The organism is Actinoplanes sp. CA-051413 (assembly GCF_050955795.1).
Lineage (GTDB): Bacteria > Actinomycetota > Actinomycetes > Mycobacteriales > Micromonosporaceae > Actinoplanes.
This window is the reverse complement of the sequence record NZ_CP192100.1, coordinates 1,251,368-1,274,004: the sequence shown is the minus strand read 5'-3', so window position 1 is coordinate 1,274,004 and position 22,637 is coordinate 1,251,368. Positions and strand designations below refer to the sequence as shown.

The following is a 22,637-nucleotide window of genomic DNA, read 5'->3' as shown; positions in this document are numbered from 1 at the left end:
GGTGAAGCAGGCCATTGATACGTTTGGTATACGTTCGCCTTCCGGGGATACGGGGACCGACGGGGGCCTTTCGTGAAACTGGTGCTGCTGGGGCCGGTCGGGGTGGTCGTCGAGGGACGGCCGGTGCACATCGAACGCGCGCAGCGGCGGGCCGTGCTGGCCTATCTGCTGTTGCACCCCAACCAGACCGTTACGACGGATCAGCTGATCGACGCCCTGTGGGGGGCCGCGCCACCGGCGACGGCGAAAAGGCAGATCTTCGCGGCGGTCTCGGCCGTACGCCGGGCGTTGCGCACCGCCGGGCGGGAGCCGGTCACGAGCGCCGGAGGTGGTTACCGGGCGACCGTGACCGCTGCGGAGCTCGACCTGCTCGCGTTCACCGAGCACCGCGACCGGGGGCAGCAGCTGGCCCGGGCCGGCGAGCTGACGCGGGCCGTCGCCGCCCTGCGGTCCGGTCTGGGCCTGTGGTCCGGAACGCCACTCGGCGGAGTGAGCGGCGCCTTCGTCGACCAGGCCCGGCACCAGCTGGAAGATCAACGGCTGGCCGCGCTGGAGACGTTGTTCGACACGGAGAACGAGCTCGGCAATCACCATGCCGTGGTCGACGATCTGGCCGCTCTCGCCGCCGCCCATCCCTTCCGGGAGAGGCTGGCCGGCGCGCTGATGCTGGCGCTCTACCGCAGCGGCCGCCCGGCCGAGGCGCTCGCCACCTATCGCCGCCTCCGGCAGACCCTCTCCGGCGAGCTGGGCATCGATCCGGGCCCGCCGGTCACCGAACTGCACGACCGGATCCTGCGCAACGACGACGCGTTGCGTACGCCCGCTGCCGCCCGGGAAGCCGGCAGCGGGGCGGCCCGGCACTTCCTGCCGCACGACATCCCCGACTTCACCGGGCGGTCCGCGGAGCTGGCGGGGCTGGACGCGCTGCTCACGGCCACGCCGGGCGGGACCGACGTGGTGATCGTCAGCGCGGTCGTCGGCGTCGGCGGCGTCGGCAAGACCGCGCTGGCCGTGCACTGGGCGCACCGGATCGCCGCACGCTTCCCGGATGGGCAGCTCTACCTCGACCTCCGGGGGTACGACGAGCGCCGTCCGCTGCCGGCCGCCGAGGCGCTCGGCGTGATGCTCCGGACGCTGGGCGTTCCACCGCGACAGATCCCCGCTGATGTCGACGAGGCGGCGGCGCTCTACCGCGCGACCATCGCGGGTCACCGCGTGCTGATCCTGCTGGACAACGCCGCTTCTGCCGCGCAGGTGCGCCCGATTCTGCCGGCCACTCCGGGCACGCTCGTCCTGGTGACCAGCCGCGACGCGCTCGGTGGACTGATCGCGCGGGACGGGGCAAGGCGCGTCGAGGTCGGCCTACTGTCGCCCGGGGACGCCGTGGAGCTGCTCGCCCGCATTCTCGGCGTCGAGCGGGTCGCCGGGGAGGCGCAGGCGACCGACGACCTGATCCGCGCCTGCGGCTTCCTGCCCCTGGCCCTGCGGATCGCGGCAGCGAACCTCGCCGCCCGGCCACGGACGAGGATCGCCGCGTACGTGCGGGAGCTGCTCGGCGGCCGGCGGCTCGACGCGCTGCTGGTCGACGGGGACCCGCAGAGCAGCCTGCGGACGATCTTCGACCAGTCGTACCGTCGCCTCGGGCCCGCCACGCAGCGGGCCTTCCGGCTCCTCGGGTCCGCACCGGTTCCGGACCTCACCGCCGCGGCCGCCGCGCAGCTCCTCGGCCGGACAGCCGGGCAGGCGCAGGCTGCGCTGCGGGCGCTGGCCGACGCCCATCTCGTCGCCGAGCACCGGCCCGGCCGTTTCACCATGCACGACCTGGTCCGCGAGTACGCCCGGCACCGGGCCGGCCCCGCGGACCTGCGCGAGGAGCGGGCCGCGGCGCTGGCCCGGGTGCTGTCCTGGTTCGTGACGGGCGCCGAGACCGCGGCCGCGCGGCACAATCCCGCCCGGATCAGGCTGCCCCCGACCGGTCCGTTTCCGCCGTTCGCGACGGCGGAGGAGGCCGCGAGGTGGCTCACCGCCGAACTGCCGAACCTGGTGGCGGTGGTGGAGACCGGTACGGCCCTGGGCCACCCGGATGCGGTGTGGCGCCTGGTCTTCGCCGGTCAGCCGTTCCTCAACGCCACGATCGAGCGGGCCACCATGCTCTCGCTGGGCCGGGCCGCACTGGCCGCGGCCGAGCTCAGCACCGACCCCCGCGCGCGGCCGGCCGCCGAGCTGGCCATGGCCCACTCCTACACCACCAACGGGTACGACAGCCTCGGCATGCCGCACGCCGAGCGCTGCCTCGAGCTGGCCCGGCAGTCCGGCTGGCGCGAGCTGGAGCCGGAAGCACACAACGCGCTGAGCGTGTACCACCTGCTCGGCGGCGACCTGCGCAGCGCGGCGGAGCACGCCCGGTCCGCGTTCGACGGGTCGATGGCGCTGGGCGTCGAGCCGCCGCAGTACCTCGGCAAGGTCGCCCTGATCGAAATGCTGATGGGCTCCCTGGCCGAGGCGAGCGACCACTTCGAACGAACCCTGGCCAGCCCCGGCCACCGCGCCGGCTACAGCCGGGCCATCACCCTGCTCAACCTGGCCGAGGTACGCACCCTCCAGGGCCGCCCGGTGCAGGCCGACCAGCTGCTGGTCGAGGCGCTCGCGCTGCTGGCGGAGGCGGGCAACGCCCACGTCACCGCGCTGGCCCGGGCCGACCTGGCGGTGATCCGGTACGCGAGCGGTCAGCGCACCGAGGCCTGGGACCTGCTGGACCAGGCCCGGTCGGTGCTGGCCGCCTCGACGGACGTGCTGGCCCGTACGCAACTGGCCGGCCGGCATGCTGACCTGCTGCTCGCCGCGGACCGGCCGGCCGACGCGACCGAGATCCTCGAGCCCGCGCTCGCCGAGGCGGAGCCGTACGGCAACCACTACCCGACGACCCAGACCCTGATCACCCTGGCGCGGGCCTGCGCTCCGGCCGACCTCGACCGGGCCGCCGACTTCGCGGCCCGAGCCGTCGACGCGGCCCGCAAGGGGCAGTTCCGGCTGCTCGAAGGCCGGGCGCTCAACGAGGTGGCGCGGGTGCACCTGCTGGCGGGCCGGCGGGCCGAGGCCCGGGAGGCGGCCGACGCGGCGCGGCGCATTCATGAGGCGACCGGCCACGAACCCGGCCTGCGCGAGGCGCACCGGCTGCTCGCCGAGACCGTCAGCGGCTGAAGGGACGCGAGAGCGACGAAAGGCCGACCCAACAGCAAAGGCCCGGACATCAGTCCGGGCCTTACACAAGGGTGGAGCTGAGGGGACTCGAACCCCTGACCCCCACACTGCCAGTGTGGTGCGCTACCAGCTGCGCCACAGCCCCTTGCCTGTCCCCGGGATCCCCCGGGCACTCACGGAATAGTACACACCTTCCGGGCCCCCTCGTGCGGAGGGGGCGGCAGGCGTGTCAGTTCAGTGAGACGTCCGGGGGGAAGTGGGCCACCGCGGCCAGGATGTCGCCCTGGCGGCGCAGGACCATGGCCCACAGGTCGTCCGGGCGGTTGACGAACGGGTCTCCCGGGAGGGCGTCGAAGACGAACCAGGAGCCGGCCGCGATCTCCTCCTCCAGCTGGCCCGGGGACCAGCCCGAGTAACCCGCGAAGACCCTGATGCCCGCCACGCTCTCGCGCAGGCGGTCCGGGTCGGCCGACAAATCCACCGTGCCGAGCGCGCCCGCCACCTGGTGGAAGCCGGACACCCGCTTCTTCACCTGGGGGCGGGTGCGGGCCAGGCAGATCGCCGATTCGGGCTGCACCGGGCCGCCCTCGAACAGCACTGCCGGGTCGCCGGCCAGTTCGCCCCAGTTGCCCAGTACGTCCGCCACCGGGACCTCGGTCGCCCTGTTCAGCACCACGCCCAGCGCGCCGCCGGTCTCGTGGGCCACCAGCAGCACCACGGTGCGGTCGAAGTTCGGGTCTTTCAGGGTCGGGGTCGCGACCAGAAGCTGACCGGTCATCGACTCCATCGAGCGACCTCCGATGCGCTGCTCTTCACTGAACACGGCAGCCCCACCTTCGCCCCTGGAGGCCTTCGGTCAACGCCATGCTTGGACATTAGCCTGCGTTTCCGGCCACCGATAAGGTCTGGCGCATGAACGAGCCACCCGCGGAGGCGGAGATCGGCGTCATCGGCGGATCGGGCCTCTACGCCCTCCTCGACGGCGCGACCGAGCATCAGGTGTCCACGCCCTACGGTCCGCCGTCGGATCCGGTCACCGTGGCCGAGGTCGGCGGGCGCCGGGTGGCGTTCCTGCCGCGGCACGGCCGGGATCACCGGTTCCCGCCGCACAAGATCCCCTACCGGGCCAATCTGTGGGCGTTGCGGTCGCTGGGCGTACGCCAGATCATCGCGCCCTGTGCCGTCGGCGGGCTGCGGCCGGAGCTCGGTCCCGGCACCTTTGTGGTCCCTGACCAGCTCATCGACCGGACCAGCGGCCGCGAGCAGACGTTCTACGACTCCGGCGCGGTGCACGTGTCGTTCGCCGATCCGTACTGCCCGGACGGCCGGCAGGCCGTGTTGCGGGCCGGCGCGCGGATCGATCCGGTCGACGGCGGCACGATGGTCGTGGTCGAGGGGCCGCGGTTCTCGACCCGGGCGGAGTCGCGCTGGTTCACCGCGATCGGCGGCACGGTGGTCAACATGACCGGGCATCCGGAGGCGGTGCTGGCCCGCGAGCTGGCCCTCTGCTACACGGCGATCGCTCTCGTGACGGACCTGGACGCCGGTGTGGAAGGCGACCACGGGGTCACCCAGGAGGAGGTCTTCTCCGTCTTCGCCGAGAACACGGCGCGGCTGCGCGAGGTGCTGCTCGACGCGGTGCAGGCGCTGCCCACCGAGCGCACCTGCGCCTGCGGGAGCGCCCTGGACGGGATCAAGCTTCCCTTCGCGCTGCCCTGAGCCGCTTGGCCTCGTACATCTTGAGGTCGGCCGCGTGGATGAGGTCGTCGGCGGCGTCGCCGGCGACCAGGCCGACGCTGGCGCGTACCGCGATCGTCCGGCCGTCGATCAGCGCGGGCTGCGCGATCAGGTCGAGGAAGCGGTCCGCGAAGCGGCGGGCGGCGAGTTCGTCACCGGCCGCCACGAGTACGGCGAACTCGTCGCCCCCGAGCCGCGCCACAAGATCGTCCGCGCCGGCCGCCTCCCGCAGCCGCGCGGCGACGAACTGGAGCACCTCGTCGCCGGTGTGGTGCCCGTACGTGTCGTTGACCGCCTTGAAGCCGTCCAGGTCGATGAGCAGCACCGCCGCCCGGCAGCCGGGCGCGTCGCGCATCCGCTCGGCGAACAGCCGCCGGTTGGCCAGTCCGGTCAGCGGGTCGTGGTCGGCCTGGTGACGCAGCTGTTCGTGCAGCTCGCGGGTCTCGGTGACGTCCCGGGCGTTGGCCACCACCCCGTCGATGCCGGGTTCGCCGACCAGGTTGGTGGCGATCACCTCGAGCCAGCGCCAGGAGCCGTCGGCGTGCGCGAAGCGGGTCTGGTACGTCAGCGTGGCGCCGGTGGTGGCCAGCAGGTGGCCGAGCCGCGGGCGGATCTCGTGCAGGTCGTCCGGGTGCAGGAAGGCGATCATGGGCCGGCCGAGGATGTCCGCCACGTCGTAGCCCAGCGTCCGGTGCAGGGCCGGGCTCGCGTACGCCAGGCGCCCGGCCCGGTCGGTGATCGAGGTGATGTCGGACGAGTGCCGGACCAGCGAGTCCAGCCGGCGCTCGCGCAGGGTGATCTCCAGCAGGCTCTCGTCGAGCTTGTCCAGCAGGACGGCGTTCTCCGCGAGGGCGAGCATCTGCCGTACGACAACCAGCGCGACGTTGAGCACCAGCCCGGCCAGCGCTCCCCAGGCCTGGTAGCCCAGGCCGCTGTCGAGCAGAACCGCGATCAGCGCGACGAAGGTCACCAGGGTGGCCGAGTACGGCAGGACGCTGTAGCGGCGCGGTCCGGGCCGCTGGAACATCCCGGGGTCGCGCTGCGCCTGCCGGGCCTGGATCCGCGGCCCGACCATGAACAGGATCGCCGGCGTCACGAGCAGGATGAGCTGCCACGACAGCGACCCGGACGAGCCGGTGCCGGGCAGGACGGTGGTGGCGAGGCCCTGGATGCCGGCCCCGGTGAGCATCACCACGGCGGCGGCCCGCGACATCGGGCTCACCCCGCTGAGCCCGAGCTTCACGGCGGCGAAGACCCCGGCCATGATCAGGCCGGTGCCGAACACGGCGGTGACCAGCGTGTCGGTCCCGGCCGCGGCGAGCGCCGACCGGGTCACCAGGCACCAGGCCACGACGGCGAACGCGGTCATGGTGGCCGCCGCGTCCAGCAGGAAGCGGATGCGGGCCCGCCGGGAGCCCACGCCGGTGGGATAGGTCACGGTCACGCCGACGATGGCCGCGGCGCCGACCAGCAGGGCCACGGTCTGCACGAAGCCGACGGTGAGGGTGGTGGCTGCGGGGTCGAGCAGCGTCTGCACAACCTTGAAGGTGTCGCCGACGCTGAAGGCGGCCGCGGCGAAGGCGGTGGCGTTCCAGAACCGCCGGGGCGCCGGCGGCGTCTGCACCATCCGGGCGATCCGCCGGGCCAGCACGAACAGTCCCACGTCGGTGGCGAGCAGGCTCAGCCAGCCGACGAGCACCTGGAGCCGGTCGCCGCCCACCCCGAGGGCAAAAAACCCCACAAGACCCAGGGCCAGCGGTACGAGGACACGCAGCACCGGATCACGCACTAGCGAGGGCCCCTGCACGCCGGAACGATCGACGCGCCGGGGCCGCACCTGAGGGATCAGCCGACCGGGCTCAGATCCAGCACGTAGGAATCGCCCTCGCGGCGGAAGCCGAGCTTGTCGTAGTACGGCGAGACCATGCCGGGCGGGGTGACCACCGTCCGGCAGCCGCGCCTGAGGAAGAACTGGCTCTGCCGGTAGACGAACTCCCCGGGCGTGAAATCCCGGTACCGCTGTGTGACGTAGTCCAGTTGTACGCGCGCGACGCCGTCCTCGGTGGCCGCGAACAGCACCACCCCGACCACCTCGTCGCCGTTGACCACGAGGAAGGCGGCAGTGTCCTGGGCTGCGGCGTCCCAGCGGAAGCCCGGGTTGAAGCGGGCGATGTCCCGGCTGTGCAGCCGCAGCGTGTGCGCGAGGAATTCGTCGTCGGTACGCACCTCGACCACCTGGTACGCCTTCTCGTCGTGGCGCGAGGCGAGCATCCTGGCCAGGTACCAGACGTTGATCACCGCGAGGACGACGTTCAGGCCCACCATCGGCCACACCGCCAGCGCCGCGTTGAAGCCGATGAGCACGAGGCACCCGATCAGGTTCAACGCGCGCAGGCGCAGCAGCCGCGTCTGCAGCAGGGACCACACGAGCAGGGCCGAGCCGGTCCAGCCGATCACGTCGAGCCAGGTCATGTGCCTAGACTATGAGACGCGAACCGGCGCAGCCCTACAACCAGGCGGCTCCGAGGTAGAGCCGGTGGTCACTGGCCGAGGTGTAGAGCGTGTCACCCGTCTCTCCCGCGAAGTGCGGGGAGGTGAAGATGTAGTCGATCTTCCGGCCACCGTACGGGTTGAAGGTGATCTCGTTGTCGGCCTCGTCGGCGTCGGTGAAGAAGGTCTTCAAGCGGGCCACGCCCGGCTGGTACAGGAAGGCGTTGTAGTCACCGGCGGAGAGCACGGGCCCGCTCTTGGTCAGCAGCCACTCGTACAGCGACAAGAGATCCTCCTCGTTGCCGAGCGCGACACTCGTGGCGTTGTGCACGCTTGCGGCGAAGAGCTTCCGGCCTTTCACCTGGGCGTACATCCCGACCGAGTGACGACCCGAGGGCAGGATCTTGACGTGCTTGGATCCGAGCATGGACCCTCGCACGATGACCGCGATGCCGTAGCTCCGGCCGTACCGTTTGTCATGGTTGTCGCAGGTCGCGAGAGACTTGGTGGCGGTGAAGGCCGCCGAGTAGCCCCGCGGAAGACGATCCGTGATGTAGCGGTACTGCGAATAGCACACCTCCTGCAGGGAGGCGACGTCGATGGACCGGCTCCTGATCTGCGTGAGCGTGTAGGAAGCCGGCGCCATGGACCCCTTGCTGCACATCACTCCGCACAGGTTGAACGCCATGGAACGAATCAGCACCCTGGCCGAGGCGTGGGCGGCTGTCGGCGTCGCCACCACCGCCAACGCGCAGAGCCAGACCAGGAGACGACGCAGATCAGCGCGAGAGCGAGGCATGGCTACGACGATCGCCGCCGCTGGGCACAGTTGGGTAGGGGCCCGGTTGCTTTGCCGGTGTGCGCGACGACCGTCACCGGGTGGATGTCCCCCCTTCAGGGTCGGCTTCGGTGGCAGCTCCGGTCCGCTCGCCGGCGAACATGCGGTCCTCGTCCAACGCCGACGTCTGCACGACCAGCACGTCGCACACGGCGTTACGCACGACGCCGGCCGGCACGGATCCCAGCAGCTGCCCCTGACTCGCGCCCAGCCCCCGGTTTCCCACGACGATGAGGTTGGCCGGATTGGCACCGACCGTGTCGAGCAGGGCCTGCGCCGGGTCGCCCGCCACGAGCCGCTGCTCGATGTACCTCGCCCGTTCCTTGGTCAGCCCGGTGACGGACTTGGCGAGGGCCTCGCGTGCAGCCTCGGCGCCATGGACGTCGCGGTGCAGGCCCGCTGCGGCGCCTTCCGCCGGTTCGGAGCCTTCCCGGTACGCCGTGACGACGACCAGCCTGGCCTGCGCCGCCTGGGCCACCTCGGCGGCCCGGTCGACGGCGTACAGGCTGGTCGGGGTGCCGTCCGAACCGACCACGACCCGGTCGTACACGGTGATGCTGCGCTTGCTGCCGAGCGGCACGATCGGCGACTCGTCGGCCTCGTCGGGCGGGTTCACCCACAGCATCGCCACGGCGCCGATGCCCAGCAGGACGCCGGCCAGCATGATCGCGTTGCTGCCCTTGCCGCCGAGCAGGTGCTGGAAGATCCAGCCGAAGGTGATCGTCTGGATCAGCATCGGCACCACGATCATCATGTTCAGGATGCCCATGTAGACGCCGGTGCGCTTGGCCGGGACCATGCTGGCGACCATCAGGTACGGCACGCCGACCGCGCTGGCCCAGAAGATGCCCACCCCGATCATCGGCAGCAGGGCGACGTACTGGTTGTCGATGCGGGACAGCCAGACCAGCGACAGGGCGGCCAGGCCCAGCGCCACCGCGTGCACCCGCTTGGCACCGATCCGGCGGGCGAAACCGACCAGGAACAACGCGGAGACCATGGTGACGAAGTTGTACGCGGCGTTCTGCAGCCCGCTCCACCCGATCGCGGCGTCCCAGCCCGCCCCGCCTTCCTCCGGCGTGGCCCCGAACACCGTCTCGCCCAGGCTGACCGCCAGGAACTGCCAGTAGATGAACATCGCGTACCACTGGAAGAGGAACACCACGCCGATCTTGTGCATGGCGACCGGCATCACCTTGACGGCGTCCGCGATCTCCGCGACGGCGTGGTGCAGACCCTTGGGCGTGGCCCGGATCTCGCGGAGCTCCTCGTCCGACGGCGTCAGTTCCCGGGTACGCGCCATCGCGGTCAGCACGGTCAGCAGGATGCAGACGGTGCCGATCATGAAGCAGACGTACATCCAGTAGGGCACGCCGTTGCCGGCCTCCTCCTGCAGCGCCGTCACCTTCTGCAGGATGAACAGCGACAGGTTGGCCAGCACCGCGCCGGCCCCGGTGAACATGCTCTGGGTCAGGAAGCCGCGCGCGAGCTGGGATTTCGGCAACCGGTCGGAGATGAACGCCCGGTACGGCTCCATCGAGGTGTTGTTGCCGGCGTCGAGCAGCCAGAAGCAGATGACGGCGAGCCAGAGGATGCCGACGAACGGGAACAGGAACAGGATGACCGCGCACAGCAGCGCGCCGACGGTGATGAACGGGCGTCTGCGGCCCCAGCGCGGATGCCAGGTCCGGTCACTGATCGCGCCGATCAACGGCTGGATGATCAGCCCGGTGACCGGCCCGGCCAGGTTGAGGATCGGCAGCTGGTCGGGGTCGGCCCCGATGAGCAGGAAGAGCGGGTTCACCGCCGACTGGGTGAGGCCGAAACTGAACTGGACCCCGAAGAACCCGAGGTTCATCATCAGCAGGGCGCGACCCGTCATGAGCGGCCGGCGCTCGGCCTGGCCCACATCTGTCGAGACGGTGTCCGATGTCGTGGTGGTCATGGCGACCCTCCGGCCACTGTGATCAAAGTCACCTGTTTCTCGACGCTAAACCGATCCGGGAAGACCCGCAACCGCTGTCGATACGTGGTGCAGCATGAGTGCCGAGGCACGCATCAACCTCGACGCCCCCCACGGCTTGTAATAGCGTCGATCCGAAGGTCACGGGCGTTCCGGCGTGACCCCACCTCCGCCGGTCGGTCGACACTGGAGAGGAGACGACGGTGAGCACATGGAAGACCATCGTGGTCGGCGTCGACGGATCACCCGGCAGCCGCAAGGCCCTGACCTGGTCCGCCGCCGAAGCCGCGGACCACGGCGCGGACCTGGTCGTGGTGAACGTGTGGGAACACACCCTGCTGCCCCCGGCGGGCAACGTGAGCGTGTCGGAGAGGTACGTCCCCGACCCGAGCCAGCGCACGGCCGACGATCTGCTCCAGGTCATCAAGGAGGAGCTCGGCGACAACCCGGCGATCCTGATCAAGGCCCAGGTGAAACAGGGCCGGGCGGCCAAGGTCCTGATCGAGGAGTCGGAGAACGCCGACATGCTGGTGGTGGGAAAGCGCGGCCACGGCGGGTTCGCGGGGCTGGTGCTGGGCTCAGTGAGCCAACACGTAGCCGCCTACGCAAAATGCCCGGTGACCGTGGTCCGCTAGCGCTCGCGTTCTCTCTGGGCGAGGCGCTGGACCTGCCCGTCGTGCACCTCGCTCACCCACTCCCACCCCGGCTCAGCCGACGAACCGACCCGTGGATCATCGACACCGTGCCCCTCCCGCAGGGCGAGCACATACGCCCGATCCAGCTCAATCCGCGCACGCACCTGATCAGCTCCGCCCACCGACCCATGCCCGGGGACGACAACATCAACGCCACCCGCCGCACCTTCCAGCAGCCGTAAAGCGTCCAGATAGTCCTCGATCGGATCAGCGCCGCCGTTCAGATCAAGCATCGGAACCAGCACGTCAGACAGCATGTCCCCAGCGACAAGAACGCCCCGCTCCTCGATCAGCAGCGCCGCGTGGCCCGACGCATGGGCTTGATGCTCGATGATCTGGACGTGTGGGCCGTCCCAGGGAATCAGCGCCGCCCCGGCCGGCAGGCCAGCAATGTGGCCGAGCAGCTCCAGCGGCACCTGCGCGACAATGTCCTGCGGTATCAGCGCAGCGACACGAGCCCTCGCACCCGCGTCCGACAGCCGAGCCCGGACCATGGCCGCACACCCGGCCGTCCCGTAACGAGGCGCCGAGCCGAGCGCGGAATGCCAGAGCAGGTGATCCCAATGCGGATGCGTCGAGAAGCCCGCCACCACAGTCCGACCCGACTCGGACAGGTCATTCGCCAGACAGACCAGTTCATGGTCCTGCACCCCGGCGTCGATGAGCAGCACGCCGTCCCGGCCCTGCACGACAACGGCATTGCTCTGGCAGAACGAACTCTCGTGGACGAGCACACCCTCCGCGATTTGTTTCAGCACCGGGCTGTCCTCCGCTTGGGCATGAAGCCGGTCAGGCGCCGGCGACCTCGGCCTGGATGGTGTCATGGGTGACCGGCCCGCCGCAGCAGCGCCAGGCCTTCGGCCGCGTGATGGCGGCGGCGATCAAGGACGGCGACGACCCGGCCACCGTGGCCAAGGTGATCGTCCAGGCCGCGACGGACCCGAAGCCGAAACTGCGCTACACCGCCGGTCCCCTCGCCGGTCGCGCCCGCACTCTGCGCCGCTTCGTGCCCGCCCGGGCCTTCGACAGCCAGCTCCGCAAGCTCAACCAGCTGACCGGCTGAGGCTTGACATTGTCGCATGCTATGACTCATTGTCTTGAGACAAATCTTGCGACATTCGGAGGTGGCGACATGCGCGAGGCGGACCGCGCGGAGGCTGGGCGGTGGCTGGCCCGGCACGGCCTGACTGAGGCCGAGCCGACCCCGCTGATCGCAAGGCGGCTGGCGGTGCGGCGGCGGGCCAAGGTTGCCGACAGTGCTCTGCTGGCCGCGTACCTGATGGGCGCAGCCCTCACGCACGTGCTGGCGCTGCCCGCCGACGCCTCACCCTCCCGGCTGCCGCTGCTGGTCCTGGCGGCCTTGGTGGTCGCGTTGCTGGTGGCGCAGTGGCTGCTCGCCGGGTGGGTGCGGCGCGCCGACCGGCAGGTCGGCGCGCAGCTGCCCCAGCGGGTGGCCCATCCGGTCCAGCTCGGCTGGGCGGCGGTGCTGGGCCGCCCGTACGCGGCCTTCACGGTCGCCGCCTTCACCGGCGCCCTGCTGCTCGCGGTGAGCGTGCTGCCGGTCGCGGACCCCACCCTGCGGAAGGGCGCGATCGTCGTACTGATCGGCCTGGCCGGCGCCGCGACCGGGACCGTCCTGCAGCTGCGCCAGGTCCTGGCGAGCCCGGCCGTGGCGGAGGACGAGGCGTCACTCACGGCCGATGTCATCATGCGGGTCGAGGACGCCCGCGCCCTGGTGACACCCAGCCTGGTGTGGTCGCTGCCGGCGATTTTCCTGTACGGGGATTCGCTCGGCTGGTGGAACGCAGTCTCCCTGGCGCTCATCGTGGCGGGCGCTATCGCCCTCTACCTGATCCAGGCCCGCACCACGGGTGTCGCAACGGCGGCCCGGCGAGCGCTGACCACCTGATGATCGTCATCGACACGGCCTCGCCGATGCCGCCGTACGAGCAGCTCCGGGCCCAGCTCGCCCGGCAGATCCAGGACCGATCGCTCGCCGTCGGCGCGCGATTGCCGACGATCCGTCGGCTCGCGGCCGACCTGGGCCTCGCCGTGAACACCGTCGGCCGGGCATACCGGGCGCTGGAGGAGGCCGGCCTGATCGAGACCCGCGGGCGGGCCGGCTCGTTCGTCTCGGCCTCCGGCGAGCAGGCCCGCGAACAGGCTCACCGCGCCGCCCGCGAGTACGCGGCGCTCATCGCCAGCGTCGGCATCGATCGCACCGAAGCGGTCCGGATCGTCGAGGCGGCCCTGTCCGTGCCGGCCACCGCCCGGTCTTAGGCCGCTCCGCCCTCGAAAAGCGGGAGGGTGAGCGCCGAGTGCTCGGGCCGCCCCTCGGCGGGCGGAAGGGAGTCGAGACTACGCAGCATCTCGTTGCGCTTCACCATGGCTTCCTCGGTACGCGGGAAGAGGGTGGAGTCCCCCTCACCGACGAGGTTCTGGTTCATCTCGACGAACGGCCGGGTGGCGTCCTCGAAGGCCGCGAAGGCGGCTTCATGGTCTGCACCGGTGGCCAGGGCGTCGGCGAGCATGTAGGCGCCCACCAGGCCCAGGCTGGTTCCCTGCCCGGTCAGGAACGACGGGGCGTAGGCGGCGTCGCCGACCAGGGCGACCCGCCCGGTGGACCACCGGGGCATCCGGATCTGACTGATCACGTCGAAGAAGAGATCGTCGGCCGAGCGCATGGCGGCGACCATGCGAGGGATCTCCCACCCGTCATCGGCGAAGACCGAGGCAACGAGCTCACGTTGCGCCTCGGGGTCACGGAAGGCTTCGTACGGCGGCTCCTCCCGGTCGAAGGTGAGGAAGCCGTGCACGGTCCGGCGGTCGCCGACCGCGTAGACGGCGGCACCCCGGCCCGGGCGGCTCCACGTCAGACCCTCGTGCGAGAGGCCGAGCTCGTTCGGCATGGTGAAGCCGGCGAAGCAGTGGCCGAGGTACCGGTGGAACTGCGCCTCGGGCCCGAAGGCCAGCCGCCGGGTGTTCGAGTGCAGGCCGTCCGCGCCGACGACGAGATCAAAAGTGCGCTGCGCCCCGCTGCGGAAGGTCACCTCGACCCCGTCCGGGCGCTGGTCGAGGGACGCGATGCTGTCGTCGAACCGGAACTCCACGTCGTCGCGGACCGTGGCGTACAGGATCTCGGTGAGATCGCCCCGGGGGACCTCGATGTCCCGGCCCTCGACCCCGCGGACCACGACGTCCGGCTTGACCGAGGTGATCACGCTGCCGTCCGGGTTGAGAAAGGTGAGCCGCTCCGTGTGGATGTGGGCGTCCCGCAGCTTCGGCAGGATCCCCATCCGCCGTACGACTTCCAGCCCGGTCCCGCGGATGTCGATCGGATAGCCGCCCCCGCGGATCGCGCCCGCCTTCTCCACGACCGTGACCTCAAAACCGCGTCGCCGCAGCCAGTACGCCAGTGTGGGACCAGCAATACTCGCGCCGGAAATGAGTACCCTGCTCATGACTTACCTCCCAGGTAGCTACCTCAGGTATCTATCCCGGAAACTATATACCTAACTTAGGTATCGAAACGAGCGTGATGACCGACACCACCGACGACGCAGAGTTCGACCTGCTGGCAGTGCTGCCGCGCCTGAGCCGGCTCGGCACGGTCATGAACCGGAGCCGGCTCATCGAACGCGCCACCGAGAGCGCCGGCGCCGATCTGGACCGCCCGGCAATCTCGGTGCTGGTCACGCTGCACATGGGAGGCGGCCCGCTCCGGGTCGGCGAGATCGCCAAGCGCATGCAGGTCGTCGGCCCGCACGTCACCCGCCAGGTCCACGAACTGGAACGGCGCGGCCTGGCCCGGCGGATCCCGGACGCCCTGGACCAGCGCGCCCGGCTGGTCGAACTGACCCCGGACGGAACGGCGGCGGTGGGGCGCTACATGGGGACGGTGTTGGGCCTGCTCGGCGACGTACTCGCAGACTGGTCGCCGGAGGACCGCCGAACCTTCGGACGTCTGCTCGAACGCTTCGCCACCGACCTGACCACCCGCCTCCAGACCCTGGACAACGAGTAGCACCGGCCATCGAGCCCCTGCCGCATCCGCGACGGTTGAAGCTCGCCCAACACCTCGCCATCGGGCAACCTCTCAGCTAAGGAGGGCCGTCATGTCCGAGGCACCCGCGCAGTTCAACATTCGCGACGCGAAGACAAACCTCTCGCGGATCATCGACCGTGTTGAGCACGGCGAAGAGATCATCATCAGCCGAGCCGGCACCCCGGTCGCAAAGGTGATCCCGTTGAGCCGCAGGGTCGACAGAGTTGGCCGAGGCTCCCTTGCCGGCCAACTTGCCATGGCCGAGGACTGGGACTCCCCCGAGGTCAATGAGTCCATCGCACGGGACTTCGGCCTCGCATGAGCCTGCTCCTCCACACGCATGTCGTGCTCTGGTGGCTTACGGACGACCCCACCCTCGCCGCCGAGATCAAGGACCGGCTCGACCACGAACCCGACGTTTACGTCAGCCCTGCGACGATCTGGGAAGTCGCCATCAAGCAGTCGATCGGCAAACTCGACAAACCGGCCGATCTCCCTGAGCGCATCCGCGACAGCGGCTTCCGGCATCTGGATCTCACTGCTGAGCACGGCATCGTCGCCGGACGACTTCCGCTCATCCACCGGGATCCGTTCGATCGGATGCTCATCGCCCAAGCTCAGGTGGAACGACTGACGCTGATGACCCGCGACGCCGAGATCCCGAAGTACGACGTCGAAACGCTGGCCGTCTGACGCCAGCATGACCGATCGGCCAAGCGCAACCACCGCACGAGCGCAACCAAACCGCACGAGCGCAACCACCGCACCGCGGGGCCTCCGGGGGCTCGGCCCCCGGAGCAGACATGACGAGGCCCCCCGGTCCGCGCTTTCCGCGGACAGGAGGGCCTCGGGACCTCGTGGAGGTGCCGGGAATCGAACCCGGGTCCTTCGGTGTTTCGTCAGGGCTTCTCCGAGCGCAGCTCACTATGCCTCTACTCGGCCCCGGCGTTCACGTGAGCAAGATGCCGTGACGGGCCCAGTCGCTGATTAATCTCGCCGTGCGGTCCCCGCGACCGGGACCGGTTGGCCAACCTTCTAGCTGATGCCGGAAGTCTGAGACGAAGGTGTTCTCAGCCCGACAGAGTCGCTACTCGCCTCAGGCGGCGAGAGCGAACTCAGCGCGATTGGAATCGGCGCTTATTGGTTTCCGACGACCGATTCTCGAGACGACGTCGGCTTCCTCGGCTCGCTTCCCCTGTCTCCACGTACGAAGTCGAAACCAGTCACCCCCCAGTTGTGTACCCGCCAACTCTAACGCGTCCGGCCCCGGACTTCATTCCGGTATCAGCCCAGCCCGCACGGCGCGCCGTCGACGGTGCAGGCAGTCGGCTGGATCCGGCTCCTGACCTGCTTCGACGCCTCGAAGCCGAGCATCGCCGTGGCACCCGGTGCGAGCGGGCCGCCGGTGAGGACGAAGGTGTTCCCGTCGCGGGTCAGCTGGGCGTTCCAGGTGTTGCCGACCCGCACACCGGCGTCGGGGTCGTAACTCACCCGGACCGTCCAGTTGCGGGCCGGGCCGCTCTTGTTGGTGATCTCGACGCCGGCGATGAAGCCCCGGTCCCAGCTCCCGCCGGTCCGGTATGCCGCCGTGAACGAGGCTGCGGGCGCTGGTGGTGACGTCGTCCGCCGCGGCGCCGGCTTCTTGCTCGGCGACCGGGAAGGACGCGGGGAGGACCGAACCGGGGTCGGCGAGGCCGAGGAGGGCGACGCCGAGGGCGGCACGGCTGAGGGCGGCGGGACGGACGTGGGCGGGACGGAGAGCTCAGCCCCGCCGAGGGGCACCGTCGGCTGGACCATCAGCGGGACGCGGCCGTCCGCCTCGGCCGGCCCCACGGCCCGGATCGCCACCCAGGAGACCAGGACCACCAGGAGCGTGGCCGCCCCGGCGATGAACGTGTACCGGCGCAGGGGGATGACGGTGTTGTGCTTGCCGGGCAACTGCGGTCCCTTCGCGCGACGGGTGGGCCGCGGCGACATTACCGGTCAGGCCATGCCCTTGCTACGTCGGCCCAGCGCCTTGTTGATCTCCTTCTGCGCGTCCCGGGCGGCCAGGTCCTGGCGCTTGTCGTACGCCTTCTTGCCCTTGGCCAGGCCGAGCTCGACCTTGGCGTACCCGTTGTGGAAGTAGACCGACAGCGGCACCAGGGTGAGGCCGTCCTCGCGGAGCTTGCCCATCATCTTGTGGATCTCGTCGCGCTTGAGCAGCAGCTTGCGGACCCGGCGGGGCTCGTGGTTGGTCCAGGTGCCCTGGGTGTACTCCGGGATGTGCATGCCGTGCAGGAAGATCTCGCCGTTGTTCTCGTGGCCGAACGCGTCGACCAGCGACGACCGCCCGGCGCGCAGCGACTTGACCTCGGTGCCGGTCAGCACCATGCCGGCCTCGTAGGTGTCGAGGATGGCGTAGTCGTGCCGAGCCTTGCGGTTCGAGGCCACGACCTTGCGCCCCTGTTCGCGTGGCATCGGTGTGCTCCCTGCTGATGGCGGCAAAAAGAAAGGCCCGGCCGACCGGCCGGACCCCTCAATGGTACGCGCGGAGCCTCAGCAGAGGCATCCGGGTAAATAGTCGAGCGGGTTCTTCGGTACGCCGCCGAAGCGCGTCTCGAAGTGCAGGTGGAAGCCGGTCGAGGCGCCCGTGGTGCCGACCCGGCCGATAACCTCGCCGCGCCGCACGTACTCGCCGGGGTTGACCAGGATCTTGGACTGGTGGCCGTAACAGGTGGAGAAGCTGCGGCCGTCGCGCTTGCCGTGGTTGATGCAGGTGTAGTTGCCGTACCCCCCGCTCCAGCCGGCCTGCACGACCCGGCCGCCGGCCGCCGCATGGATCGGGGTGCCGCCGCCGGCGGCGAAGTCCGTGCCCGCGTGCAGTTGCCAGACCCGGTAGTAGGGGTCGTAGCGGGTGCCGAAGTTGCTGGACTTCCAGCCGTGCACGGGCATCAGCAGGTTGCCGCCGGTGTAGTCGCCCCCGCCACCGTTCTTGTCGTCCCAGTCGCGCAGCGCACCCTGGATCCTGGCCTCCTCGGCCTTGGCGGCCTCGTACTTGGCCAGCACGGCGGCGCGCTGGGAGCGCGCGACCGCCAGCGCCGAGCGGCGGCTCTGCGCGAGCTTGATGACCGCGGAGCGGGCCTGCTGGGCCGCGACCTGCGCCTGCTTCGCCGCCGCGAGCTTGTCGGCGGCCTCGCGCTCGGCGTCCTCGGCGACCCGCTTGGCGAGTCCGGCCCGGTCCTGTTCGGTACGGGCAGCGCGCCGCGCCCCCAGCAGCTGGCCGACACTCTCCTGCTGCTTCTGCATGACCTGGTCGACGAGGCCGAGCCGGTCCATGGCGTCCTGCGGCCCGCGCGCGCCGACCAGCAGGTTGATGGTGGCGAAGTTGCCGCCCATGTACGAGGCGGCGGCGATCTCGTCGACCCGGTCGCGGGCCACCACGACGCGTTTCTGAGCCTGCTCGAAGCGGCTCGCCACGGCGTTGTAGGACGCCCGGGCCGTGTCGGCCTTGCGCCGGGCGGTCGCCGCCTGGACCGAGGCCGCCGCGACGACGCCGCGGCTGGTGGCAACCTTCTTCTGGGCCTCGGGCAGCGCGGCTGTGGCGGCGGCCAGGCGGCGGGCGGCGTTGCGGGCGGTCACGGTGGCGTGCTCGAGGATCGCCTCGGCCCGGTCGACCGCCCGGCTCGCGCGCTTGGCGTCGTCCCCCGGCTCAGCGGCGGCGGCACCGGGTGCGGCCAGCGCCACCGCGGCCGCGCAGAGCACGCTCAGGCCGGCGGCGAGCAGGACGGTGAACCGGTTGTGTCGCGAGTGACTGGAGTCCACGAAGAGTCACCGTACTCTGACTATTGGTGACAATTCGCAGGTTGCGCCGCTTATCGCTCAAAAAACGCAATCGCCGCGCATCCCTGGGGGATGCGCGGCGATCGGGACGGAACGGGTCAGACCTTCAGGTAGAACCGCAGAGTGATCCAGGCGGTGATCGCGCTGACGCCGGCGCCCACGCCGGCCAGCAGCGGCAACATCAGCCACACGTTCCCGTCCGGGATCGGGGTCAGCACGTTCGTCAGCGCCTGCAACCGGCCGTCCAGCAGGACCACCTTGCCGACGAAGATGAACACGAAGCCCAGGATCGCGCCGATCAGGCCGGCCACCACCGCCTCGAGCACGAACGGGGCCTGGATGAACCAGTTCGAAGCGCCGACCAGCTTCATGACCGCGACCTCACGGCGCTTGCTGTACGCCGCCACCTGGATCGTGTTGCCGACCAGCAACAGCGCCGCCATGGCCATGAAGCCGGCGACCACCAGGGCCATCACCTGGATCGCGTTGAAGATCTTGAACACCTTGTCGAGCAGCTCGCGCTGGTCGACGATGTCCTGGATGCCGGGAGTGCCCTCGATCTGCGAGTTGAACTCGGCGTACTGCTCCGGGTTCTTGAGCTTGACCCGCCAGGACTCCGGCAGGCTGTCCGGGGTGACCGACTTGACGAAGTCGGGCGAGTCCCGCCAGAGCACCTGGAACTTCTCGTACGCCTGCTGCCGCGACTCGTACGTCTTCTCGGCGACGAGCGGGTTGGTGCTGAGCAGCTGCTCGATCGAGGCGCGCTGCGCGGCGGTGACGTCCTCACGCAGGAAGATCGAAACCTCGATCTCACCGTAGTAGTAGTTCTTCATCTGGTCGACCTGCATGTACATGAGCACGCTGGCGCCCAGCATCGTCAGTGAGACCGACATCGTGATGATCATGGCGATGGTCATCGTGACGTTGCGCCACAGGCCGACCAGCACCTCGTTGAGGACGTACTTGAAACGCATCGGGGGTTCCTTTCGGGACTCCGCGGCTTACTTCAGATGCAGGGTGGGCGGGGCCCGGCTGTCAGCCGTACACGCCTCGGGCCTGGTCGCGGACGATCCGTCCGCTTTCGATCTCGATGACCCGGCGGCGCATCTGGTTGACGATGTTGGAGTCGTGGGTGACCATCACGACCGTCGTGCCGGTCCGGTTGATCCGGTCCAGCAGTCGCATGATCTCGATGGAGGTGTCGGGGTCGAGGTTGCCCGTGGGCTCGTCGGCCAGCAGGATGAGCGGCCGGTTGACGAACGCCCGGGCCACGGCGACACGCTGCTGCTCACCGCCCGACAGCTCGTGGGGGTAGCGGTGCTCCTTGCCGCCCAGACCGACGAGCTCGAGAACCTCGGGCACCACCCGGCGGGCGACGGCCTTGGTCTTGCCGATCACCTCGAGGGCGAACGCCACGTTCTCGTACGCGGTGCGGTTGGGCAGCAGGCGGAAGTCCTGGAACACACATCCGATGGAGCGCCGGAAGTGCGGGATCTTCCACGACCGCATGGTGGTGACATCCTTCGCGTTCACCACGACCTTGCCGCGCGAGGGGGCCACCTCGTGCAGCAAAAGCTTGATGATCGTCGACTTGCCGGAACCGGAGGGGCCGATGAAGAAGACGAACTCACCCTTCTCGATACCGACGCTGACATCGTCCAACGACGGCCGAGACGCCTTCGGATACGTCTTCGTCACGTTCTCGAGCTGAATCACGGGTCGAGAGTCTACGCGGTGTAACGAAAACTCCAAGTCCGGCGGGGGCAGGATTTTGGCACATTCAGCGCCGGCGAGGCACCCCTCCCCCGTGCGGGCACCCCGGAACACCGACCCGGCGAACGCCGCCTGACCGTTCGTTCAGGCGGCGTGTCGGCGCCCGCTCAGGCCTTGATCTGGGTCTGCTTGCGCCACCGGATGCCCGCCTGGATGAACTCGTCGAGGTCGCCGTCGAAGACCGAGCTCGGGTTGCCCGTCTCCTGCTCAGTGCGCAGATCCTTGACCATCTGGTACGGGTGAAGGACATAGCTGCGCATCTGGTCGCCCCACGATCCGGTGGTGTCCTGCTTGAGGCCGGCCATCTTCGCCTCCTCCTCCTGACGCTTGCGTTCGAGCAGTCGCGCCTGGAGCACCCGCATCGCGGAGGCCTTGTTCTGCAGCTGAGATTTCTCGTTCTGACACGTCACCACGATGCCCGTCGGAATGTGCGTGAGGCGCACCGCCGAGTCGGTGGTGTTAACGCTCTGTCCACCGGGACCGGACGAACGGTAGACGTCCGTCCGCAGTTCGTTGTCCGGAATGTCGATATGGTCGGTCTGTGCGACCACCGGCATGACTTCCACACCGGCGAAGCTGGTCTGCCGCCGCCCCTGGTTGTCGAACGGGCTGATCCGCACCAACCGGTGGGTGCCGGACTCGACGCTGAGCGTGCCGTAGGCGTACGGAACCTTGACGGCGAAGGTCGCGGACTTGAGGCCGGCCTCCTCGGCGTACGAGGTCTCGTAGACCTCCGTCGGGTAACCGTGCCGCTCGGCCCAGCGCAGATACATCCGCATCAGCATCTCGGCGAAATCGGCGGCGTCCACGCCGCCGGCGCCCGCGCGGATGGCCACGACGGCCTCGCGGGAGTCGTACTCGCCGGAGAGCAGGGTGCGGACCTCCATCTCCTCGACGGCCTTGCTCAGGGAGATGAGCTCCTGGCCGACCTCGGCGACGGAGTCCTCGTCGCCGGCCTCGCGGGCCATCTCGAGCAGCAGTTCGGCGTCGTCGATGCGCAGGCGGAGCCGCTCCAGCCGGGAGATCTCGCCACTGAGGTACGACAGCCGGGAGTTGACCTCCTGGGCCCGCGCCTGGTCGTCCCACAGGTCGGGGGCGGAGGCCTGCTCCTCGAGCTCCGCCTTGTCTCGGCGCAGCTTGTCCACGTCGAGGACGTTCTCGATGTTGCGCAGGGTGGCGTCGAGGGCTTTGAGCTGTTCGGGAAAGTCGGCTGCACTCACGACTGTCGAGAATACGCCGCCCGGCCGGTCAACCGGCCGGGCGGCCGTTGTTTCGTGATAACGGGGCTACTCCGCCGGGGCCACTTTCAGCCAGCTCAGGGCCGCCTTGTGGTACGCGACCGCGAACTCCAGGGCGGCCGCGCCGTACGCGTCACCGGCCTTCTTGGCCTCCTTGGCCTGCTCGCGAGCCATCGCCAGAGCCTCCGAGTGGTACTCGTTGGCCCCGGTGTAGAGCGTCTTGAGCTGGTTACCGGAGTGCTGCTGGCCGAAGGCGACCCGCAACGCGACCGGGTTACGGATCGCGTCGCGACCGGGCGACTCGGCGAGCCAGCGACTGAACGCGCGCTTGCCGCTGGCGGTGATGGCGTAGGGCTGGCTGGACCGCGGCCCGGGCTTGCCGAGGCGGACGAAGCCCATCTCGGCCAGCACGGGCAATTCGCGGTAGACCTGGCTCCGCGTCATCGACCAGTACGGCCCGAGGCGGCGTTCGGCAGCCGCCATGAGCTGTCCACCGGTCATCGGGCCCTCGTGGAGCAGGCCCAGAAGGGCGGCAGCCGTGGGATTGATTTGAGAGTCGGGCATGCCTTCTAAGCTGCCACTTTGTCGTCCCGGCGTCCAGGATTTCGCCCGATCCGTCCAATTTGCGTCTCCACAAGCGACTGTCCCGCACAGACAGTCCGACCACGAGGGTCGGGACCGGGCGTTTTGCCGTTGAGGACGACTCTCGCGAGGTAAAATGGTTCACGAAAACGGTCAGACGGCGCTCTAGGTCGCCAACCCCGGCAAACCAGGTCGGCGCTCCCGCGAAGATAGCGGGCCGCCACGTGAAGAACACGCAACGGCCCGCAAACCC

The 22,637-nt window shown here is 69.8% G+C and carries 23 protein-coding genes, 1 tRNA gene and 1 other RNA gene; 9 read left to right on the top strand and 16 right to left on the bottom strand.

Annotation, left to right across the window (positions count from 1 at the left end; genetic code table 11):
- Positions 1 to 72: 72 nt before the first annotated feature.
- Complete coding sequence (locus ACQP2Y_RS06060; RefSeq protein ID WP_433725335.1) at positions 73 to 3,201, top strand: BTAD domain-containing putative transcriptional regulator; 3,129 nt, start codon at positions 73 to 75, stop codon at positions 3,199 to 3,201.
- Between the two features lie 72 nt (positions 3,202 to 3,273).
- On the opposite strand, the gene ACQP2Y_RS06055 is transcribed toward ACQP2Y_RS06060, so the two are convergent.
- Both ACQP2Y_RS06055 and ACQP2Y_RS06050 read right to left on the bottom strand, forming a co-directional pair.
- Positions 3,274 to 3,346: transfer RNA gene (locus ACQP2Y_RS06055), tRNA-Ala, on the bottom strand.
- Positions 3,347 to 3,430: 84 nt separating this feature from the next.
- Entirely contained in the window at positions 3,431 to 3,988 is a 558-nt protein-coding gene (locus tag ACQP2Y_RS06050) for a YqgE/AlgH family protein (protein ID WP_433731778.1), read from the bottom strand.
- Between the two features lie 125 nt (positions 3,989 to 4,113).
- Here ACQP2Y_RS06050 and ACQP2Y_RS06045 point away from each other — a divergent pair, with 125 nt between their 5' ends.
- The gene (locus ACQP2Y_RS06045) at positions 4,114 to 4,920 is read left to right on the top strand and encodes an S-methyl-5'-thioadenosine phosphorylase (RefSeq protein WP_360555350.1); all 807 of its coding nucleotides are present in this window, start codon (positions 4,114 to 4,116) and stop codon (positions 4,918 to 4,920) included.
- On the opposite strand, the gene ACQP2Y_RS06040 is transcribed toward ACQP2Y_RS06045, so the two are convergent.
- The 4 genes from ACQP2Y_RS06040 to ACQP2Y_RS06025 form a co-directional block, all read right to left on the bottom strand.
- The gene (locus ACQP2Y_RS06040) at positions 4,895 to 6,715 is read right to left on the bottom strand and encodes a diguanylate cyclase domain-containing protein (RefSeq protein WP_433725332.1); all 1,821 of its coding nucleotides are present in this window, start codon (positions 6,713 to 6,715) and stop codon (positions 4,895 to 4,897) included. The genes ACQP2Y_RS06045 and ACQP2Y_RS06040 overlap by 26 nt on opposite strands.
- 68 nt (positions 6,716 to 6,783) lie before the next feature.
- Entirely contained in the window at positions 6,784 to 7,410 is a 627-nt protein-coding gene (locus ACQP2Y_RS06035) for a hypothetical protein (protein WP_433725330.1), read from the bottom strand.
- A gap of 34 nt (positions 7,411 to 7,444) precedes the next feature.
- A complete protein-coding gene (locus ACQP2Y_RS06030; RefSeq protein ID WP_433725328.1) occupies positions 7,445 to 8,227 on the bottom strand; it encodes an endonuclease/exonuclease/phosphatase family protein in 783 nt (260 codons plus the stop codon).
- 73 nt (positions 8,228 to 8,300) lie between these two features.
- Positions 8,301 to 10,211, bottom strand: coding sequence for an MFS transporter (locus ACQP2Y_RS06025; RefSeq protein WP_433725326.1), 1,911 nt, complete (start codon positions 10,209 to 10,211; stop codon positions 8,301 to 8,303).
- A gap of 221 nt (positions 10,212 to 10,432) precedes the next feature.
- Here ACQP2Y_RS06025 and ACQP2Y_RS06020 point away from each other — a divergent pair, with 221 nt between their 5' ends.
- Positions 10,433 to 10,864 carry a universal stress protein gene (locus ACQP2Y_RS06020; RefSeq protein ID WP_360816293.1) on the top strand — a complete coding sequence of 144 codons (432 nt, stop codon included), beginning with the start codon at positions 10,433 to 10,435 and terminating at the stop codon, positions 10,862 to 10,864.
- On the opposite strand, the gene ACQP2Y_RS06015 is transcribed toward ACQP2Y_RS06020, so the two are convergent.
- A complete protein-coding gene (locus ACQP2Y_RS06015; RefSeq protein WP_433725324.1) occupies positions 10,861 to 11,682 on the bottom strand; it encodes an MBL fold metallo-hydrolase in 822 nt (273 codons plus the stop codon). The genes ACQP2Y_RS06020 and ACQP2Y_RS06015 overlap by 4 nt on opposite strands.
- 68 nt (positions 11,683 to 11,750) lie before the next feature.
- On the opposite strand from ACQP2Y_RS06015, the gene ACQP2Y_RS06010 reads away from it, so the two are divergent.
- The 3 genes from ACQP2Y_RS06010 to ACQP2Y_RS06000 all read left to right on the top strand — a co-directional run bounded on the left by ACQP2Y_RS06010 (position 11,751) and on the right by ACQP2Y_RS06000 (position 13,204).
- Positions 11,751 to 11,987 (top strand): hypothetical protein, encoded by a 237-nt coding sequence (locus ACQP2Y_RS06010; RefSeq protein WP_433725322.1) that lies wholly within the window; start codon positions 11,751 to 11,753, stop codon positions 11,985 to 11,987.
- A gap of 69 nt (positions 11,988 to 12,056) precedes the next feature.
- Positions 12,057 to 12,833 (top strand): hypothetical protein, encoded by a 777-nt coding sequence (locus ACQP2Y_RS06005; RefSeq protein ID WP_433725320.1) that lies wholly within the window; start codon positions 12,057 to 12,059, stop codon positions 12,831 to 12,833.
- Entirely contained in the window at positions 12,833 to 13,204 is a 372-nt protein-coding gene (locus ACQP2Y_RS06000; RefSeq protein ID WP_433725318.1) for a GntR family transcriptional regulator, read from the top strand. Before ACQP2Y_RS06005 ends, ACQP2Y_RS06000 begins: the two co-directional genes overlap by 1 nt.
- Here the strand turns inward: ACQP2Y_RS06000 and ACQP2Y_RS05995 are convergent.
- The gene (locus ACQP2Y_RS05995) at positions 13,201 to 14,385 is read right to left on the bottom strand and encodes an FAD-dependent monooxygenase (protein ID WP_433725316.1); all 1,185 of its coding nucleotides are present in this window, start codon (positions 14,383 to 14,385) and stop codon (positions 13,201 to 13,203) included. The two genes, ACQP2Y_RS06000 and ACQP2Y_RS05995, sit on opposite strands and share 4 nt — an antisense overlap.
- 77 nt (positions 14,386 to 14,462) lie before the next feature.
- Here ACQP2Y_RS05995 and ACQP2Y_RS05990 point away from each other — a divergent pair, with 77 nt between their 5' ends.
- From ACQP2Y_RS05990 to ACQP2Y_RS05980, 3 genes are all read left to right on the top strand, one after another.
- A complete protein-coding gene (locus ACQP2Y_RS05990; protein WP_433725314.1) occupies positions 14,463 to 14,948 on the top strand; it encodes a MarR family winged helix-turn-helix transcriptional regulator in 486 nt (161 codons plus the stop codon).
- A gap of 91 nt (positions 14,949 to 15,039) precedes the next feature.
- Positions 15,040 to 15,291 (top strand): type II toxin-antitoxin system Phd/YefM family antitoxin, encoded by a 252-nt coding sequence (locus ACQP2Y_RS05985; RefSeq protein WP_433725312.1) that lies wholly within the window; start codon positions 15,040 to 15,042, stop codon positions 15,289 to 15,291.
- Positions 15,288 to 15,662 carry a type II toxin-antitoxin system VapC family toxin gene (locus ACQP2Y_RS05980; RefSeq protein ID WP_433725310.1) on the top strand — a complete coding sequence of 125 codons (375 nt, stop codon included), beginning with the start codon at positions 15,288 to 15,290 and terminating at the stop codon, positions 15,660 to 15,662. The genes ACQP2Y_RS05985 and ACQP2Y_RS05980 overlap by 4 nt, the downstream gene beginning before the upstream one ends.
- Before the next feature lie 162 nt (positions 15,663 to 15,824).
- On the opposite strand, the gene ssrA is transcribed toward ACQP2Y_RS05980, so the two are convergent.
- The 8 genes from ssrA to ACQP2Y_RS05940 form a co-directional block, all read right to left on the bottom strand.
- Positions 15,825 to 16,200, bottom strand: a transfer-messenger RNA (tmRNA) gene (gene ssrA / locus ACQP2Y_RS05975).
- 53 nt (positions 16,201 to 16,253) lie between these two features.
- Positions 16,254 to 16,907 (bottom strand): cellulose binding domain-containing protein, encoded by a 654-nt coding sequence (locus ACQP2Y_RS05970; protein ID WP_433725308.1) that lies wholly within the window; start codon positions 16,905 to 16,907, stop codon positions 16,254 to 16,256.
- Between the two features lie 45 nt (positions 16,908 to 16,952).
- On the bottom strand, positions 16,953 to 17,429 hold the full coding sequence (gene smpB / locus ACQP2Y_RS05965; RefSeq protein WP_433725306.1) for an SsrA-binding protein SmpB: 477 nt from the start codon (positions 17,427 to 17,429) through the stop codon (positions 16,953 to 16,955).
- Between the two features lie 78 nt (positions 17,430 to 17,507).
- Positions 17,508 to 18,773: a M23 family metallopeptidase gene (locus ACQP2Y_RS05960; protein WP_433725304.1), complete on the bottom strand. Its 1,266-nt coding sequence runs from the start codon at positions 18,771 to 18,773 to the stop codon at positions 17,508 to 17,510.
- 116 nt (positions 18,774 to 18,889) lie between these two features.
- The gene (gene ftsX / locus ACQP2Y_RS05955; protein WP_433725302.1) at positions 18,890 to 19,765 is read right to left on the bottom strand and encodes a permease-like cell division protein FtsX; all 876 of its coding nucleotides are present in this window, start codon (positions 19,763 to 19,765) and stop codon (positions 18,890 to 18,892) included.
- 61 nt (positions 19,766 to 19,826) lie between these two features.
- Positions 19,827 to 20,507 (bottom strand): cell division ATP-binding protein FtsE, encoded by a 681-nt coding sequence (gene ftsE / locus ACQP2Y_RS05950; RefSeq protein ID WP_023358989.1) that lies wholly within the window; start codon positions 20,505 to 20,507, stop codon positions 19,827 to 19,829.
- Positions 20,508 to 20,671: 164 nt separating this feature from the next.
- On the bottom strand, positions 20,672 to 21,784 hold the full coding sequence (gene prfB / locus ACQP2Y_RS05945; RefSeq protein ID WP_433725300.1) for a peptide chain release factor 2: 1,113 nt from the start codon (positions 21,782 to 21,784) through the stop codon (positions 20,672 to 20,674).
- A 66-nt stretch (positions 21,785 to 21,850) separates the two neighbouring features.
- Positions 21,851 to 22,366: a PadR family transcriptional regulator gene (locus ACQP2Y_RS05940; protein ID WP_125809187.1), complete on the bottom strand. Its 516-nt coding sequence runs from the start codon at positions 22,364 to 22,366 to the stop codon at positions 21,851 to 21,853.
- Positions 22,367 to 22,637 lie beyond the last annotated feature (271 nt).